At 37.3% G+C, this 17,451-nt stretch carries 17 protein-coding genes and 1 pseudogene; 12 read left to right on the forward strand and 6 right to left on the reverse strand.

The features are described 5' to 3' along the window. Positions 1 to 323: pseudogene (locus RLO81_RS17440) on the forward strand (hypothetical protein); the annotation flags it as partial. Between the two features lie 49 nt (positions 324 to 372). Here RLO81_RS17440 and RLO81_RS17445 read toward each other — a convergent pair. Beyond that, positions 373 to 792 carry a bactofilin family protein gene (locus tag RLO81_RS17445; RefSeq protein WP_350114663.1) on the reverse strand — a complete coding sequence of 140 codons (420 nt, stop codon included), beginning with the start codon at positions 790 to 792 and terminating at the stop codon, positions 373 to 375. A gap of 188 nt (positions 793 to 980) precedes the next feature. On the opposite strand from RLO81_RS17445, the gene RLO81_RS17450 reads away from it, so the two are divergent. Next, positions 981 to 1,316, forward strand: a complete 336-nt coding sequence (locus tag RLO81_RS17450; RefSeq protein WP_350114666.1) for an MGMT family protein — start codon at positions 981 to 983, stop codon at positions 1,314 to 1,316. Between the two features lie 140 nt (positions 1,317 to 1,456). Continuing rightward, positions 1,457 to 1,786 (forward strand): hypothetical protein, encoded by a 330-nt coding sequence (locus RLO81_RS17455; RefSeq protein ID WP_350114669.1) that lies wholly within the window; start codon positions 1,457 to 1,459, stop codon positions 1,784 to 1,786. Positions 1,787 to 1,956: 170 nt separating this feature from the next. On the opposite strand, the gene RLO81_RS17460 is transcribed toward RLO81_RS17455, so the two are convergent. Next, entirely contained in the window at positions 1,957 to 3,417 is a 1,461-nt protein-coding gene (locus RLO81_RS17460; protein ID WP_350114671.1) for a sodium:solute symporter, read from the reverse strand. Between the two features lie 61 nt (positions 3,418 to 3,478). Here RLO81_RS17460 and RLO81_RS17465 point away from each other — a divergent pair, with 61 nt between their 5' ends. The 5 genes from RLO81_RS17465 to RLO81_RS17485 all read left to right on the forward strand — a co-directional run bounded on the left by RLO81_RS17465 (position 3,479) and on the right by RLO81_RS17485 (position 7,473). Beyond that, positions 3,479 to 3,760, forward strand: a complete 282-nt coding sequence (locus RLO81_RS17465) for an ATP-dependent Clp protease adaptor ClpS (protein ID WP_350114674.1) — start codon at positions 3,479 to 3,481, stop codon at positions 3,758 to 3,760. Positions 3,761 to 3,891: 131 nt separating this feature from the next. Beyond that, on the forward strand, positions 3,892 to 4,548 hold the full coding sequence (locus RLO81_RS17470) for a tRNA pseudouridine synthase A (RefSeq protein ID WP_350114676.1): 657 nt from the start codon (positions 3,892 to 3,894) through the stop codon (positions 4,546 to 4,548). 38 nt (positions 4,549 to 4,586) lie between these two features. Beyond that, complete coding sequence (gene recR / locus RLO81_RS17475; RefSeq protein WP_350114679.1) at positions 4,587 to 5,201, forward strand: recombination mediator RecR; 615 nt, start codon at positions 4,587 to 4,589, stop codon at positions 5,199 to 5,201. 86 nt (positions 5,202 to 5,287) lie between these two features. Beyond that, positions 5,288 to 6,478, forward strand: coding sequence for a pyridoxal phosphate-dependent aminotransferase (locus tag RLO81_RS17480; RefSeq protein WP_350114682.1), 1,191 nt, complete (start codon positions 5,288 to 5,290; stop codon positions 6,476 to 6,478). Further along, the gene (locus RLO81_RS17485) at positions 6,478 to 7,473 is read left to right on the forward strand and encodes a bifunctional heptose 7-phosphate kinase/heptose 1-phosphate adenyltransferase (RefSeq protein WP_350114685.1); all 996 of its coding nucleotides are present in this window, start codon (positions 6,478 to 6,480) and stop codon (positions 7,471 to 7,473) included. The genes RLO81_RS17480 and RLO81_RS17485 overlap by 1 nt, the downstream gene beginning before the upstream one ends. Before the next feature lie 146 nt (positions 7,474 to 7,619). Here RLO81_RS17485 and RLO81_RS17490 read toward each other — a convergent pair whose 3' ends face one another. Beyond that, positions 7,620 to 8,825 (reverse strand): carboxypeptidase-like regulatory domain-containing protein, encoded by a 1,206-nt coding sequence (locus RLO81_RS17490; RefSeq protein WP_350114687.1) that lies wholly within the window; start codon positions 8,823 to 8,825, stop codon positions 7,620 to 7,622. 236 nt (positions 8,826 to 9,061) lie between these two features. Between RLO81_RS17490 and RLO81_RS17495 the strand changes: the two genes are divergently transcribed. Together RLO81_RS17495 and RLO81_RS17500 are read left to right on the forward strand one after the other, a co-directional pair. Beyond that, positions 9,062 to 10,177 (forward strand): sensor histidine kinase, encoded by a 1,116-nt coding sequence (locus RLO81_RS17495; RefSeq protein WP_350114690.1) that lies wholly within the window; start codon positions 9,062 to 9,064, stop codon positions 10,175 to 10,177. A gap of 15 nt (positions 10,178 to 10,192) precedes the next feature. Further along, positions 10,193 to 10,945: a LytR/AlgR family response regulator transcription factor gene (locus RLO81_RS17500; RefSeq protein WP_350114693.1), complete on the forward strand. Its 753-nt coding sequence runs from the start codon at positions 10,193 to 10,195 to the stop codon at positions 10,943 to 10,945. On the opposite strand, the gene RLO81_RS17505 is transcribed toward RLO81_RS17500, so the two are convergent. Next, the gene (locus RLO81_RS17505) at positions 10,942 to 11,472 is read right to left on the reverse strand and encodes a hypothetical protein (RefSeq protein WP_350114696.1); all 531 of its coding nucleotides are present in this window, start codon (positions 11,470 to 11,472) and stop codon (positions 10,942 to 10,944) included. The genes RLO81_RS17500 and RLO81_RS17505 overlap by 4 nt on opposite strands. 162 nt (positions 11,473 to 11,634) lie before the next feature. On the opposite strand from RLO81_RS17505, the gene RLO81_RS17510 reads away from it, so the two are divergent. Then, complete coding sequence (locus RLO81_RS17510) at positions 11,635 to 13,359, forward strand: amino acid carrier protein (protein ID WP_350114699.1); 1,725 nt, start codon at positions 11,635 to 11,637, stop codon at positions 13,357 to 13,359. Positions 13,360 to 13,484: 125 nt separating this feature from the next. Here RLO81_RS17510 and RLO81_RS17515 read toward each other — a convergent pair whose 3' ends face one another. Beyond that, positions 13,485 to 14,957 (reverse strand): carboxypeptidase-like regulatory domain-containing protein, encoded by a 1,473-nt coding sequence (locus tag RLO81_RS17515; RefSeq protein ID WP_350114702.1) that lies wholly within the window; start codon positions 14,955 to 14,957, stop codon positions 13,485 to 13,487. After that, the gene (locus RLO81_RS17520) at positions 14,950 to 15,441 is read right to left on the reverse strand and encodes an RNA polymerase sigma factor (protein WP_350114705.1); all 492 of its coding nucleotides are present in this window, start codon (positions 15,439 to 15,441) and stop codon (positions 14,950 to 14,952) included. Before RLO81_RS17520 ends, RLO81_RS17515 begins: the two co-directional genes overlap by 8 nt. A 147-nt stretch (positions 15,442 to 15,588) precedes the next feature. Here RLO81_RS17520 and RLO81_RS17525 point away from each other — a divergent pair, with 147 nt between their 5' ends. Further along, positions 15,589 to 17,451, forward strand: a complete 1,863-nt coding sequence (locus RLO81_RS17525; RefSeq protein WP_350114708.1) for a vWA domain-containing protein — start codon at positions 15,589 to 15,591, stop codon at positions 17,449 to 17,451.

Genomic DNA, 17,451 nt, shown 5'->3' on the forward strand with positions numbered 1-17,451 from the left:
CTCAAAATGTTGAGGTACTAGCTGTTACCTACGAGCCTAATTTTTCTACCGAGTATGGACTACAAAGAATTGAGTCCTATAAAAGAGATATGCAAATTCCTTATGAGATCAAATTAGGAGGTGAATTAAGTAAAGGACAAGCTGCCTTGGCTTTGCCATACCTTGAAAAGATCAATGCGTTTCCGACATTGGTGCTCATCGATAAGTACGGTTTTATTCGCTATCAATTCGATTATTTTAATGGTCCTGCCACTGATCAGTATTATGAAGAATTTAAAAAGGAGTTTCTCCTTGCTATTAATACTTTGGCAGAAGAAAAATAAAAAGCCAATCAATTGATTGGCCTCCACTATATATGATATAGGTTTTGGTTTAAACTGCGCTTCGAAGCTTTTTCACTTCTTGAGAATCATTTTTTAGCTCAATTTTAAGATTCTTCTCACCCATTTTGCATTGTCCATCAAACCTTGCACCAGATTCAACGGTGAGTTTATTGGCAATAATATCACCTTCAATTTTACTGGTAGGTTTAAGTATTAAGTGATCTGTAACTTCCAGCTTTCCCTTAATTTCTCCTTCTATTTCTGCGATTTGAGCTAATAATTTCCCTTCAATAACTGCAGAAGGCCCAACAGCTACTTTTGATTTGGAAATAATATCACCCACTACCTTACCTTCTATTCTTATGTTACCATAAGTCTCTATATTTCCCGTAAATGTTGTCCCTTTGCCAATAATGTTATTGGAATTCATTGCTTCTGCTGTGGCCTGCTTGTCGTTGTTATTAAACATTACTTTTTGGTTATTTTAAGAAGCCGCTAAAATAGGCAGGTCATATTGTTTTAACAACTTATAATGGATTGGTAATCACTATATTAAGATTAAGTGCCGAATTATCGGTTAAGTGTAACCAATAGTTTTTAAGTTGAAACTTCTTCTATCAATGGTGTTGATTAAAATGATCAAATTATATTTGACAAATGACCAATAAACACCACTCATTTTTTGAAAATGTCTATGAGGTAGTAAAATTGATACCCAAGGGTAGGGTAACCTCCTATGGAGCCATCGCAAATTATTTGGGCAGTAAAGGCAGTGCAAGAATGGTAGGTTGGGCGATGAATGCCGCACATGGATTGGCAGATGTTCCAGCGCACCGCGTGGTTAACAGAATAGGAATGCTTACTGGCAAAAATCATTTTGAAACGCCAACTAGTATGGAAGAACGGTTATCACAAGAAGGGATTAAAGTAAAAGACGACAGAATAGTGGCGTTTAGTGAATATTTCTGGGATCCTTCGCGAGAACTGCTGTAAATCTTACATTCCCAAATAAGGATAATCTTTCCTTTTCAGAGACTCGTTTGAACCAATAATACCCATTAATACTATTTTTAGGCGATATACCACTTGGCATGCATGTTGCAAATTCTTGATTAAATTAAAATTTAGTACTTATGAAAACTTTATCACTTTTAATAACAGCCGTTGTATTTAGCTTATCTGCTTATGCCAACAAGCCTGAGCATACTATTAAAATAGTTGATACAGAATATAAAAATATTTTGAAATTTAAAGTAGACAAAGAGCTGGTAGGCGCCACTATCATCTTATCCTATTCCAATGGTGATATTGTAACAACTGAAGTGTTGGAAAGAAAAAGACTCGTTATTGATTTTTACGATGTAAAATCTGGAGATTATACAGTTGAAATTAAAAAGGGAGACTATAAAAAAGACATTTCTGTTTCCAAAGATACCGAAGAGGGCGTTCAATACGGGAAATAAATTCCCATTATGGGATAAAAATTAAATGTAATCTTCGTTTAAAGCCGTTTTAAGAGTATATGTGCCATTGGCATACCCATTGTAATAGAATAGGTACATGATTTTTGGTTGATTTAAGTTGCTGTATGTTTTAGTTGGTTTTAATGTGTACAGCACGATCGAGAGGTCGCTCAAACGTGAGCGACCTTTTTCGTTATAAGAAGTAAACCAACAAAAGTGAGTAAGCCATTTATCAAAAGTATTTCAAACCCAAATTGATAGCCCCAAAGCAGTTGTGCGGAGTAGATATTCAGTAAATAGGATAAGATAGGTGAAGCAACGCAAATTACCGGTACCAGATAATCACGCACTTGCAATTTTGTAAATAATCCAAATGCATATATCCCCAGTAAAGGCCCATAAGTATATCCAGCAGCCTTAAATACGGAGCTAATTACAGCCTCGTTATTCAAATTTTTGAATATTAGTATTACTACAAAAAGTAAAACTGAAAATCCAAGATGAACGAATAGTCGCGTTCTCTTTTGTGTATCTTGAACACTTAAACTTTGCTCATCCGAAAAGTTTAAAAAGTCGATACAAAAGGAGGTTGTTAAAGATGTTAATGCTGAATCAGCACTGGAATAAGCAGCCGCAATAATTCCTAACAAAAATACGATACCAATAAAGGTGCTAAAATGTTGCGTGGCAAGCATAGGAAAGAGGTCATCAGTCTTAGCAGGAATCTCGATTCCATTGGCATTTGAATAGATATAGAGTAATGCCCCCAGGCACAAAAAGAGAAGGTTCGCGAACACCAATATCACTGAAAACCAGAACATATTTTTCTGTGCTTCGCCAATATTCTTACAGGTTAGGTTCTTTTGCATCATATCCTGATCCAATCCAGTCATAACAATGGCTATGAAAGCCCCTGATAGAAATTGCTTCACAAAGTGGCTGCCTAATTGCCAATCCCAAAAGAAAGTTTTAGAGTATTGGCTCTCTTGTACGGCAGTAACCATCTCGCCAAAAGTGAAATTCAAATCATTGGAAATACTAATGATAACCGCTCCTACAGCACTTAACATAAATAGTGTTTGCAGTGAATCTGTCCATACAATTGTGTTGATACCACCTCTGAAAGTATAAAGCCATATGAGCATTATGGTAATGGCCACTGTAATTTCAAAAGATACATTCCAGGCATCGAACAGCGTAAGTTGCAAAACACCAGCTACTAAAAATAGCCTGAACGAGGCACCAATTACTCTGCTTAAAAGAAAGTAGGCCGCTCCTGTTTTGTACGACCAAAAACCAAAGCGCTGCTCAAGGTATTGGTAGATTGAAATAAGGTTTAACCGATAATAGAGGGGCATCAGAATTAAGCCAATGACAGCATAACCGGCCAAATAGCCAAATACCATTTGCATGTATGAAAATTGAGTGGTGCCCACCCAGCCCGGTACAGAAATAAAAGTGACTCCGGAAAGTGAAGCCCCAATCATGCCAAAAGCAACCAAATACCAAGGGGATTGCCTGTTTGCCGTAAAAAAAGTGCTTGAATCTGCTTTCTTCGAAGTTAGGAATGAGATGAGAATTAATATTAGGAAATAACCAAAGACAACAGACAATACCAGTTGCGGGCTCATAATTGAGATTTTCGTTTAAAATGCATATTTTTTCTACCTTTGACAAACTAAATGAAACTACATGGATTTCGGATATAATTACGAAGAAGAAGTAGAGGTTTTAGAGGAAGTAGAAATTGTCGACAACAAAAGCCTTGTTGTTTATAATGATGATGTCAACACTTTCGACCATGTGATTAACACATTGGTAAAGGTATGCCAGCATACGGTGGAGCAGGCAGAGCAATGCGCATGGATCATCCATTACAAAGGAAAGTGTATTGTAAAAACAGGATCGTTCAAAGAATTAAAACCAAAACAAGAAGCTATTTGTGAGAAAGGCATTGATGCCAGAGTTCACTAAACTATACTTCTCATCATTACCTCACATTGGATCCTTTTCAAAGCAAGCATTTTTATCTGCTAAGATTTCAATTTTTAGGCTTTCGGTATCATGGCTGGCAAAAGCAACCTGGGCTGAAAACGGTTCAGGGCATGATAGCAAGAACTACTCGATTTGTGCTTGGCGAAGAGGTAAAATTTAAAACCTTGGGTGCTAGTAGAACCGATGCCATGGTTTCGGCCAGGGATTTTCCTATGGAACTTTTTACTTATCAGGAATTGCCGGAGTACTTTTTAGCAGAATTAAATAGGAACCTTCCGGCTGATATTAATGCCCTTAGCCTTGAGAAAGTTGATAGCAAATTCAATGTGATTAAGGATGTGGCTTCAAAGGAGTATCACTATCAATTCACGTTTGATACTTCCAAGAATCCGTTTGATGCGCACTTAATTACTTTTGTTCATCAGAAATTAGCTATTGATCTGATGAGATCAGCTGCCACTTTATTTTTAGGAGAGCACAACTTTTCTGGTTTTTGTTACCCATTCGAAGAGGCAGATAAAATCCGGACAATACAGTCAAGCGAAATTCAATTCGATGAAGCCGGTGGTTTTTATGTATTTAAGATCACATCTTCTGGATTTATGCGGTATCAGGTTCGATTAATGATGGGAGTACTTTTTGAGGTGGGTAAAGGTAATCTGGACCAAGGCTCAATTGCAGAGGCTTTAAAACCCGGATCATCTATAAAGTTTGAAATGAAAGCACCAGCTTCGGGGCTTGTGCTACACAGAGTCAACTACAAATAGCGCATTAATTATTGCATGGGTTAGCTATCTTTGCATCTATGGAATACCCATCTAAGTTGATAGAACGAGCAGTTGAAGAAATATCCAGACTTCCGGGAATAGGAAAAAAAACAGCACTTCGGTTAGCACTTCATTTATTAAAAGAGCCGGTTAGCACTTCAGAGGCGTTAGGTCAATCAATCGTTGAGCTAAGGAAGCAAATTAAATATTGCAAAACATGTATGAATATCGCTGACTCAGATGTGTGCGGCATTTGTGCCTCTCACAGAAGAGAGGAGTCAACAATATGTGTTGTGGAAGACACCAGGGATGTGTTGGCCATTGAAAATACATCGCAGTATAACGGACTTTATCATGTATTAGGTGGTGTAATTTCTCCTATCGAAGGTGTAGGGCCGGATGAATTAAATATTGAACAATTGATTGAGCGTATAAAATCTTCCAAAGGAATTGTATCGGAGATAATATTTGCTTTAAGCCCCACAATGGAAGGCGATACAACGGCATTTTATTTGACAAAACAGCTTAAGGATTTTAATATTAAAATTAGCACTATAGCCAGAGGAATTCCCATTGGCGGTGAATTGGAATATGCCGATGAGATTACTCTTGGTCGCTCAATTACAAGCCGTACAACTTATAATCAGGAGTAGAAATCAATTATTGTGATTCATTCCTTAGCAACTAAATGCCATTCTGCATATTTTTGGCCGAATTTCAATTTTTAAGAACCTAATATATGAATCTGTCGAATAGAATTAGTAATCTGGAAGAGTCTGCTACACTTGCCATGGCTGCAAAAGCCAGAGAGCTTAAATCTCAAGGTGTAGATGTTATAAGTTTAAGTTTGGGCGAGCCGGATTTTAAAACACCGCAGTATATTCAGGATGGTGCGAAAGAAGCGATAGATTCAGGTAAGTATTTTGCATATCCGCCTGTTGCTGGTTATCAGGATTTAAGAGTAGCCATTGCAGATAAATTAAATAAAGAAAATAATATCCCTTACAAGGCCGAAAACATTGTGGTTTCTAATGGAGCCAAGCAATCCATTGCAAACGTTATGTATTCATTAATTAATCCGGGTGATGAGGTGATTATTTTCTCTCCTTATTGGGTAAGTTATTCGGCCATAGTTGAATTAACAGAGGGTACATCAGTATTTATCAGCGGAGATATTTCTACAGATTTTAAAGCGACTGCCAAGCAGTTGGAAGAGGCGATTACGCCTAAAACAAAAGCATTGATATTTTCATCACCATGCAATCCAACGGGTTCAGTATTTACAAAAGCTGAGTTAGAGGCCATTGCAGAGGTGGTAAAGAAACATGATATCATCGCTATTGCTGATGAAATTTATGAACATATAAATTACACAGATGAGCATGTGAGTTTAGCTTCATTGCCAGGTATGTTTGAGCGTACTGTTACTGTTAATGGGTTTGCTAAAGGGTTTGCCATGACTGGCTGGAGGGTAGGTTATATTGGCGCACCAGAGTGGATTGCCAAAGGCTGCACTAAAATGCAGGGCCAAATTACTTCTGCTAACTGCTCAATAGCACAGCGTGCCGCTCTTACCGCGCTAACAGGAGATGCTACTCCTACCAAAGAAATGGCCAAGGAGTATCTGGAGCGAAGAGAATTGGTCAAAGGCTTGCTGGATGAAATACCGGGAGTGAAAACGAATGTGCCTCAAGGCGCATTTTATTTTTTTCCTGATATGAGCAGCTACTTCGGAAAGAGTTCAGGAAACAGAAAAATAGAAAATGCCAGTGATTTGTGCATCTACATTTTAGAAGAGGCACACGTTTCATTAGTTACAGGTGAGGCCTTTGGTGATGCGAACTGCGTTAGATTATCGTATGCAGCATCAAGGGAAGATTTAGTGGAGGCACTTAAAAGAATTAAAACAGCTTTAAGTAAATTGTCTTAATGTCTTATTCCAACTTCAATCAGGTTTTTAAAGAATTTAATAAGCTAAGGGTTCTAATCATTGGTGATGTTATGGTAGATGCCTACATCTGGGGAGCTGTGGAACGAATTTCTCCCGAGGCTCCGGTACCCATTGTAAGAGCTACAAAAAGGGATTACCGTTTAGGAGGGGCAGCCAATGTGGCACTCAATGTTCAGGCTCTCGGGGCAGATCCAATTCTTTGTGCAGTAATAGGTAAGGACGAAGGCGCACAAAAAGTATTCGACCGATTGGAGTTTAACAAAATATCGAAAGAAGGCATTGTAGAATCTGCTGAACGGCCAACTACTGTAAAGACCAGGGTTTTAAGCAGTCACCAGCATATAGTTAGGGTGGATGAAGAAACAGATAAACTGCTTTCTAAAGAAGAAGAAGCAAATGTTTGGAAAAAGATTGCAGCGCTTTTACCTACCTGCCAAGTGGTTATTTTCGAGGATTATGATAAAGGGGTAATCACTAAAAACCTTATCAAAAAATCCGTTGAGTTAGCCGAGAAAAATGGTATACCTACTGTGGTAGATCCTAAAAAGCGCAATTTCTTGAATTACAAACACACTACCCTTTTCAAACCTAACTTGAAGGAACTGAAAGAAGGTCTGAAGTTGGAATTCGAAAAAGGGGATAAGCCGGAAGTGGAAAAGGCCGTAGAACTGCTAATGGAGAAGCTACAAAGTAAAGGCTCACTCATCACCTTATCTGAAAAAGGCGTTTACATTAACTTTAAAAATGAAAAACATCATGTACCAGCACATTTGAGAGAAATTTCAGATGTTTCGGGTGCCGGAGATACGGTTATAAGTATTGCAGCGCTTTGTGTTGCGCTTAATCTTTCTCCTCATGTAATTGCGGCTCTTTCTAACTTAGGTGGTGGACTTGTATGTGAGCATATTGGCGTAGTGCCCATTGATAAGAATGATCTTTTGCAGGAGGCCAACAAATTAAATATTACCCTATAAGCAAAATAACCCAAAAGCACCTGGGCTCTCGGGTTATTTCGTGTCTATAGTTGGCTTTATGACTACTAAGTAAAGGCTTACAACTTTATTTCGCTAACAGCCCTCGACAGTTGAACATTTTTGACGATGAGTCACCTCATTAAAGGTTAATATTCGAATTGCTCTTCCAGAGTGCCAAGTTCTTCTAAATCTGAAACAATTTCTTCATCCAGAGGTGTATCTTTAATAACGTTGTAATTCTCCCAAAACTCTTTATTGTAACTTTCATCCTGATACTGCAGGCCATACCTTCGCATTCGTTCTGTTCTACCAATTCGCTCATCAGGATTAGTTTCAATATTATTGATGAGTAATTCTTGCTGTAATTCGGTCTCAAACTTAAGCTGATCCGTCTCTTCATCATGCCAATTGATTCGCGATCTAAGTGTAATTAAGTTCAAATACATTTTTCCCAGGTATTCCTTAAAATCAATGGTTTTAACATCGGATACATATTTACTTACCAAATCACCTTTCTTTCGAAGCACCTCATTGTTAAACCTCCTTTCATATTCCATCCGAACAATACTGTACGACTCCACTTCCACAAAAAGTTTAATGAACATCGTTCCTGCGTTATCTGGCACAAGAAAATTACCAATAGCCACATGTACTTGTTTGCCATTATACATGGTGGTTTTACCTCGCTTAAAGCTGTTGTAGAATACTTCCTGTTCAGGAAATTGACGATACCTGATGTTATTGTGTAGGAGCAAATCTTCCAGTAAATTATACTGCTCAAAGTAACGCGTGAACTTATTACTGTAACCTAGGCTTTTTCTTACCTCCATTAAGGCCACACGTTCATGTAAACGGTTTTTATTATTAGGCGCTTTATAATCCTCATCATAAATTTTAACTGCTGCCTCTAAAAGTGAAAAGTATTTACCACCCACTTTTTTAAGGTCTCTGTAGAAGCCATCCATCAAAAATGGCTCATCGGGGAAGTTCTTATCTATTTTTGAAATGGCTGCTGAAACAATATCGCCACCAGTAAGGGAATCCCGAATCACAATTTCCTCTAAAACCTTGGAAGCTTTGTTCATTCGAAAAGTTACCGTATCGCTATTGGCGTAGTTTGAAATTTTTGTTTGAATGTTAGAATAGCCCAACATTCTAATAACCATCATATGATCTTTATAGATGTAAGGAATATGAAAATCAAACTTTCCTTCAGTATTTGATACGGTACCTACAGATTTGCCATCAATACCTATCGAAGCAAAAATGATTGGTTCCTCAGTATCTGCATCAATTAGCCTTCCAGAAATAGTAATTGTCTTTTGGGAATAGGCTCCCAAAGATATCACCATGAAAAAAAGTAAGGTATAAAGCCGCATATTACTATAAATGAGGTACTTAAGACGAACTGTTAAAGATGACAACGAAACGACAGATTACCAATATTAGTTTGATGTAATAAACCCATTAATATCATTGATGCAAGTTTTAACCTATAAAACAGTCATTTTGAAGAGTATAACTGTATATCCAACTAGGCGGTTTCTAATTTATCTGTATCAATTCGTAAATTAGATAAAATTACACAGTGAGTATATTCGAGCGCATACCAAAAATTTATAAAACTGCCTATTTGTTTATATGCGGCTGGTATGCTGTGAATTATCTGCTGAGCTCGCTTATTGAGTGGCAGGTTTTCAGGCCCTATAATACTTCCGTTTTATGGAACGGCCTCTACATGTTTGAAGCTTTATGCATTTTTATAGCCCTTATTTTTTTTTATTGCGAGTGGCTCTTTAGACGCAATGTTGTTTTTCAGATAACAGGACATACAGCAGGTCTTTTCGTCTTTTTTATGTCCATGAGCTATATCTCCTATTACTTTGATTTTTATCTGGATGGTCTTGTTTTTTTCGATGACTGGAAGGATTATATGCTCAATTTATTAAGCTGGGACGCCATGCGTTTTTACGATCAGTATATTATTACAGTGGCGGTATTCTACATTATCAGGTATTTTGAGCACGTGCAGCGAAAAGAGCAAGAGAAAAGTCAATTGGCACTAAAGAATAAGGAAATGCAACTGGCACTTTTAAAATCTCAGATCAACCCGCACTTCTTATTTAATACCCTTAATTCAATAAGTACCTTAATATCTTCAAGTAAGGAAAAGGCCAGAAAAGTAATTACGCAGCTTTCTGATGTTTTTAGGTATGCATTGGATTCACATTCAGGGGTTATGGTAAAATTGGCTGATGAATTAGACTTTATTGAAAATTATATTCGGATACAGCAAGTAAGGTTTGGAGATAGATTGCAATACGAAACAGACATTGACGGACGTTGTTTAGGGATGGATGTTCCGCCTATGATCTTACAACCATTAGTAGAAAATTCAGTGAAATATGGAATTGCTCCAAAAGATGAGGGCGGAACTATACGAGTTCATATCAAAAAGATCGCACATGGTGTTTATTTTGAGGTAAGTGACAATGGGCTGGGAGTAAATGCTTCCAAGGTATTAGATGGTAAATCTACTGGTGTAGGACTTAAAAATTCTGACAGAAGACTAAAAAGCATATTTGGAAGAAGTGCTGGGTTAAAAATCGAACCCAGAAAAGATGGTTACACCGTAAAGTTTACTATTCCCATAGAAAATGTATACAAATCTGACAACCAAGAATCAGAATTAATAGAACATTAAAACCAACACATATAAATGAAAATTGACTGTATTATAGTTGACGATGAGAAACTTGCACGTGAATTATTAATGGAATTTCTTGAGCCTCACCCAAATATTGAAGTAGTGGCACAATGCTCGAATGGAAAAGATGCGGTAGAGAAGATTGAAGCTTTAAAACCTCAACTAATATTTATGGATGTTCAAATGCCAGGCATGGATGGGTTTGATGTACTTGAATCCATCGATCATAAGCCGTATGTAGTATTTACAACTGCATACGATCAATACGCCATTAAAGCATTCGATAAAAATGCCATTGATTATTTGCTAAAGCCTTTAGACGAGGAGCGATTTAATTTAGCAGTTAAAAGAGCTTTCGAGCGAATTAAAGCAGATGATAGCAATGTGGAGGAATTGATAAGCAGCATTAGAGGCTCTTTAGGTAACTCTGAAGATAAATATTCAACCCATTTATTTGTGCAAAAATCAGAGAAGCTACTTAATCTTGAAGTAAGGGATATATTGCATTTGGAGGCCTCTGGAGATTATACTGTACTAACCACTAAAAGCGATCAGTTTTTAAGTTCTTCCGGAATTGGGAAACTGGAGGGCAAGTTAGACCCTGAAGTTTTTATTCGAATACATAGAAGTACAATCATAAATTTGAATTGCCTGAAAGAAATTGAGAAGCACTTTAATGGTGGCCTAATAGTGAAAATGCAAAACGGGAAAAGTTTTCCAGTAAGTAGAACGTACGCTAAACAGATTAGAAAAAAGGTGGTTTAAAGTAATCTGGCCTGAATAATTTTTATTTCTTCGGTTGTACAGGTCACAGCTGAAGACATGTAATTTAAAATATATTTTACAATGTCAGCATTCAGGTCAGAAGTATCCAACCATTGAATATTACTGAGTATTGCTTTTTTGTCTTCTTCAATATTATCTTTCATTCCGAGATAATCAGGTAAAGAATTTTCAATGTATAGTCTTAAAAAGCGTATTTCTAAATTAGTCTGATCCTTGTTCACAGCATCGGACATCAACTTCATCGCTTCTCTAATTGAGCTGATTTTAGTGATAGGGTTCCAACTGTGCTTGGCCACCAGCGCCATGGCAGAAGCTTCGTAGGCAGCAATATTAGGAGTCTCTTGTTTGAATGCGGCTAATTTTTTATAAAATTCATTGCATTTATCCAGATCAAAATCAGTGTAAAATAACTCTTCTCTTATTTCTGTAATTGTAGACCTCACCTGTGCGGAGCAAGGTGCAAGTACAAGTAAAAAACCAATAAGGGTAAAAGCTTTGATTTTCATTTTAGTATATGCAGTAAATGGGAGAACGTTTTTTCACAGAAAAAGTTAATTAACTGGATTGATTTATTTTACAACTACACAGAATCACCGTCTGTAAAACATTTTTTTGCTGGCGTCTTTTATTTATTAGCTTTGCCGGTTGTGGTTAAAACATAGTAGCTCATGCAAGCATTGAATGATTTTCTTGTCCTTATTGATAGTTTTATAGGTAGTGCTGTTTGGTTTCCTTATGCTTTATTAGGTACAGGCCTGTTTTTCACTCTTTATTTAGGTTTTCCACAAATACGATTCTTTAAACATGCTGTTAGAATTGTTTCAGGTAAATTCGATAGAGCTGATTTACCCGGTGACACTTCACACTTTCAGGCATTAGCTACAGCACTTTCAGGTACGGTGGGAACTGGCAATATTGCAGGTGTTGCTTTGGCCTTGCACCTTGGTGGGCCGGCAGCTTTATTTTGGATGCTTGTAACGGCTGCAGTAGGTATGTGTACCAAATTTGTAGAGGTTTCACTATCACATAAATACAGAGAAAAACTAGACGATGGCACCATGGCTGGTGGACCAATGTATTACATGAAGAATGCAAAATTTTTACTTAACGGTAAGCCAGTGAACCTAAAATGGTTGGCCGCTATTTTTGCCTTTGCAACGGTATTATCATCATTCGGTACGGGAAGCTTACCACAAATCAATAGCATTTCAAGTTCATTATTAGCCACATTTGGTATTGATCAAATTCTTTCCGGGGCAGTTTTAGCAGTGTTATTAGGCTTAGTAATTATCGGTGGAATTAAGAGAATTGCTGCAGTAACATCTAAGCTGGTGCCGGCTATGGCAATCATCTATTTTATTGGTGCCTTTGCGGTTATTCTGGCCAATTTAGACAATATCATACCTTCTTTCATTTCAATCTTTGCTAATATATTTACAGGATCGGCAGCTGCAGGAGGTTTTATAGGAGCGAACCTTGCATTTGCATTTAATAAAGGTGTTGGAAGAGGATTATTTTCTAATGAGGCTGGTCAGGGTTCTGCACCGATAGCGCACGCCTCTGCTAAGGCTAACGAACCTTTATCTGAAGGTATGGTAGCAATCTTAGAGCCATTTATTGACACTATTGTAATATGTACAATTACAGGTTTGGTGCTTCTTTCATCCGGTGCTTGGAATGAAAAGCATGAAAATCAGTTCGACTTTATCGATATTGAAATTTTAACCAATCAGTATAGGGAGTCGAATGAAGAGGACCTTAAAAAAATCTATAATCACCTGAACGGAAACTCAGCAGAAAAGCAATTCAATGGAGAATTGATTGTTGAAAACGGTGTAATTATTAATAATGATATTACATTCTTACATGCTCGATCTTTCGCTGATGATATCAAAGTTTACAAGGATGAGTTGCTTGATCAGGATGAAGTATTTACGGGTACTGTTAAAATTGAACAAGGTAAAGTTGTTGAAGAAAAACCAATTAAATTTAAAGGTAAATCTCTAGTTCATTCAGCGCCACTAACAACTAGAGCATTTGAAAGAGGATTCTTCGGAGAGTCTGGCAAATACATTGTTTCCATTGGCTTGTTACTCTTTGCATTTAGCACAGCCATCAGCTGGTCGTATTATGGCGATAGAGCAATGACTTTCTTGTTCGGAACAAAGTCAGTCATCTATTACAGAATTGTATACGTGATCGCATTTTTCTTTGCCTCTTTTGCTGATACAACCATTATCTGGACGTTATCGGGAATAACCATTGCTTTGATGACACTGCCTAACCTGGTAGGTATTATTTGGTTAAGAAAAGATATGAAGAAGACCATACGAGAGTATGGAGACTTCTTTGAGAAGAACTTCCCGGGTGTGGATCATCCGAAGTTTAAATAAAAAACACCCTCCTTACCTCCCTCAAGGGAGGACACTGTCCCCTAGAGGGGACTTTAGGGTGATTTTGAAAATAACTTTGAAAAAGGTATTGGTTTTTCAATCAAGAACTTTTGATCGAGCATCGATCACTTTGGCCTGAATGTCACTACTACTCTTACATTACTTAATTCAGCCATGCCATCATTAGTTGAAGGGTTCCAATTGGGACCTTCCTTCACAAGACGCAACGCCTCATTATTATGCCATTCAGTTAGGCCTGTTTTAATTGTATAGTTTGAAAGTGTGCTGTCTTCATTTACATCAAAAGTGACAATCACTTTACCTGCTTCAACTTCTTTATCATCTGGATAGTTAATATTTTCAGTCAGATATTTTTTATAAGCATTAATTCCAATAACCGGCTGAGCAAACTTGTAAATCCCTTCTAAATTATCTGTGTTGCTGCGCATAACTACTATGTCATTTGAGTTTTGATCATCAGTCTTAGAAACAGCATATCCTAGTGATTTCTTTTCTCTTTGAACACCAACAGCAGTAACCACTACTTCACTGAGTTGCTGAGTATCTGCGCTCATCTCTATGTTTAATTTGGGTTTTGAGCCCAGTACTAATTCTTTGGATTCAAGACCAATGAAACTAAATAATAGAACATTGGACGAATCAGAGGTAACATTTTCCAGTCTATAATTGCCATCAATATCAGTGACTGTTCCTATTGTAGTGCCTTTTAATACTACATTTACTCCAGGCAGAGGCGAGCCATCTTCAGCCGAGATTACTTTACCAGTAATTGTATTTGAATATGAATATATCTCGCCTGCGACACTCGTTGAAGGGGCTTCCAACTTAGATTTTTTGGCGGTACGTCTTCTACTAACATCAGCATTTTGGATGGACTCGGGACTAATTTCTTTTGCGTAAAGCTGTTCTGTTTCAACGGCACTCATTTCTTCAACTATTACTTCTTCCAAGTATTCTTCATCTGCTTCAGCCCCAAAGTCATCTTTTTTTTCAGTGGGTTCATAAGCAAGTGTATTCAGTGCACTTGTGCCACTGCCAGCCGCAGATTCTTTAATTTTTACAGGAATCTCTTTTTCAACTTGTGTTTTTGGTTTAGGCTTAACTTCTGGTTCAGATGGTGTTACAGATTTATTTTGAGCAATAAAAGGAACTTCCTCTGATTCTTGTTTTTCTTCTGTGGTATCTTCCAGGGTTGATGCCGTTTCTTCCCTCTCAGGCAGTTCTTTCTTTTGCTCAGCCACATTTAGAGGTTGTAAACTTTCGCTTTGAGTTAAATCCCATATTAAGTAACTACTTAAGGCAAGAATGAGAATGGAGGCAGCTATTTTTATCCACAGAAACTGATTGTCATTCTTTTCTTCTGAAATTCGTTTTTCCAATCGGGAGTTTAGAGAATATAAATCACTTTCAATATCACCAGAAAAATTTTCGAACCCTTCCATGGCTTCATTGTCAAACTCAGAATTGAGCATTAATCGCTCTACCTGATAGGCTTCTGATTCCGACAGTTTCCCTCCATGATATTTTTCAATCAGCTCAGGTGTTAATTTATCAATATGGTGTTCTGACTTACTCACTTTGATTTTCCATACATATTTTCAAATTCCGCTTACCGTTCTGAATGTAGCTTTTAATTTTCTTCATTTCAAACCCGGTTTTTTCAGCAATAGTTTGATAAGGCTTTTTCTTTAAGAAGAATAACTCCACGCACAATTTCTGATCATCTTGAAGTTGAGCAATACATTTTTCCAGTTTTACAAGGTTATCTTCTAAATCGCCTTCATCCTTATGATGCAATTGATAGTCAGATTCCATAATTGAAGTGCTATCAATATCAACATTCGTTTTGCTGGATCTTAATTTCATCAGGCAATGATTCTTTGCAAGTACATACAGCCAGCTTTTAAAGTTTTGTATATCATGCTTCTTCACGGCATCCACCAGCTTTTCAAATATCTGCATCACAGCATCCTGGCTTTCTTCCCTGTTTTTTAAATACTTCAGACACAAGCCATACACCAAGTGCATATATGGTTTGTAAAGCTCTCCAAGTAATTTCAAATCACCGGATTCTTTGTATTTCGATATGAGTTGCTGCTCGCTGATAAGCCCGATTTTAATCTAAACTAAAAATTTTTTCACTCCCATTTATGGAATATCCAAAAGTGCTGCATCTCAATAGAAATGTTTCACAAAAATATGATAGTCATGAAAACGAAATTAATTTATGTAGTACTGTTGATAAGCCTTTTTTCCATTCAGGCTATCAGTCAAATTAAAGTAAACGGGAAAGTAACTTCTGCAGAAGATGGTTCCGTATTAGCAGGAATTAATGTTTTACTTAAAGGTACGAGTTTAAGCACTGTTACTGATGTTAATGGGGATTATAAGATTGAGGTACCACATGTCAAATCGGTATTGGTATTTAGTTTTATTGGCCTTGTTACAGAGGAAATTAAAGTGGGTAACAAAACAACTATTAATGTTAGAATGAGTGCTGATACTCAACAATTGCAAGAGGTTGTGGTAGGTAGTGGAAAGAAAAGTAGAGAAAGATTGTCTAAAGTTGCGCCAACGGCAGATTATGCAGAAGAAATTTCTATGTCTGGTGCAACATACCATTACAACCAGCACCAGCCAGTACAGCAGGAGTCTAATACTGAAGAGTATACAGAAATCTCAGAAAACGGATTTAAAAACCCTTTTAACGATCCTCTTTCTACCTTCTCAATTGATGTGGATGCTGCATCTTACAGTAATGTGAGAAGGTTTTTGAACTTGGGCCAGATGCCACCAAAAGATGCAGTTAGAATTGAAGAGATGATCAATTACTTCGATTATGACTACAAACAACCAACAAATAATGACCCATTTGCTATAAACACTGAGTTGGCTGCTTCGCCATGGAATAAAGATCATAAGTTGGTTCACATAGGGCTACAGGGAAAAGACATCAGCATGGATAATTTGCCTCCATCCAACCTGGTTTTTCTTTTAGATGTTTCAGGATCTATGAGTGCTCAAAATAAGCTACCTCTTTTAAAATCTGCCTTTAAAATGTTGATAGATAAGTTAAGACCAGAAGACAAAGTAGCCATTGTTGTATATGCAGGAGCAGCGGGTGAGGTTCTTGCATCTACGAGTGCATCTGAAAAAGAAAAAATATTGGACGCAATGGATCAATTGAATGCTGGAGGATCAACTGCTGGTGGTGCCGGAATTGAGTTGGCCTATAAGATTGCTCAAAAGAATTTTATTAAAGATGGAAATAACAGAATTATACTGGCTACAGATGGAGACTTCAATGTAGGAGCATCAAGCGACAAAGCCATGGAAGAGTTGATTGAGGAGAAAAGAGATGCTGGTGTTTTCTTAACAGTTCTTGGTTTTGGAATGGGCAATTACAAAGATTCTAAAATGGAAATACTTGCAGATAAAGGCAATGGAAATTACGCTTACATTGATAATATCTTGGAGGCCAAAAAAGTATTAGTAAATGAGTTTGGTGGAACATTATTCACCATTGCAAAGGATGTGAAAATTCAAGTAGAATTTAATCCAGCCAAGGTTCAGGCTTACAGATTGGTAGGGTATGAAAACCGATTGTTGGCACCAGAAGATTTTAATAATGACAAAAAGGATGCTGGTGAATTGGGAGCGGGACATACCGTTACTGCACTCTATGAGATTATTCCTGTAGGAGTTAAGAGTCAGTTTGTGGTGGATGATTTGAAATACCAGAAAACACAAATTACTGAAGGTGCAAAAAACTCGTCTGAACTAATGACTGTGAAGCTGAGATACAAAAAGCCGGATGGTGATGTAAGTAAACTGATTGTTAAAACGATTAATGATGACAAGAAATCGATGGATGATACTTCGGATAATTTCAGATGGTCAGCAGCCGTAGCAGCGTTTGGAATGCAATTGAGAGACTCTGATTTTAAAGGTGACATGAATTACTTGGATATCATAGACTTAGCCAAATCAGCCAGAGGAAAAGATGATGAGGGGTATAGAGCAGAGTTTATAAGAATGGTAGAGTCTTGTAAATTGCTAGCGCGTAATTAA

It is taken from the genome of Fulvivirga sp., assembly GCF_040220315.1.
In the GTDB taxonomy this organism is placed as follows: domain Bacteria; phylum Bacteroidota; class Bacteroidia; order Cytophagales; family Cyclobacteriaceae; genus Fulvivirga.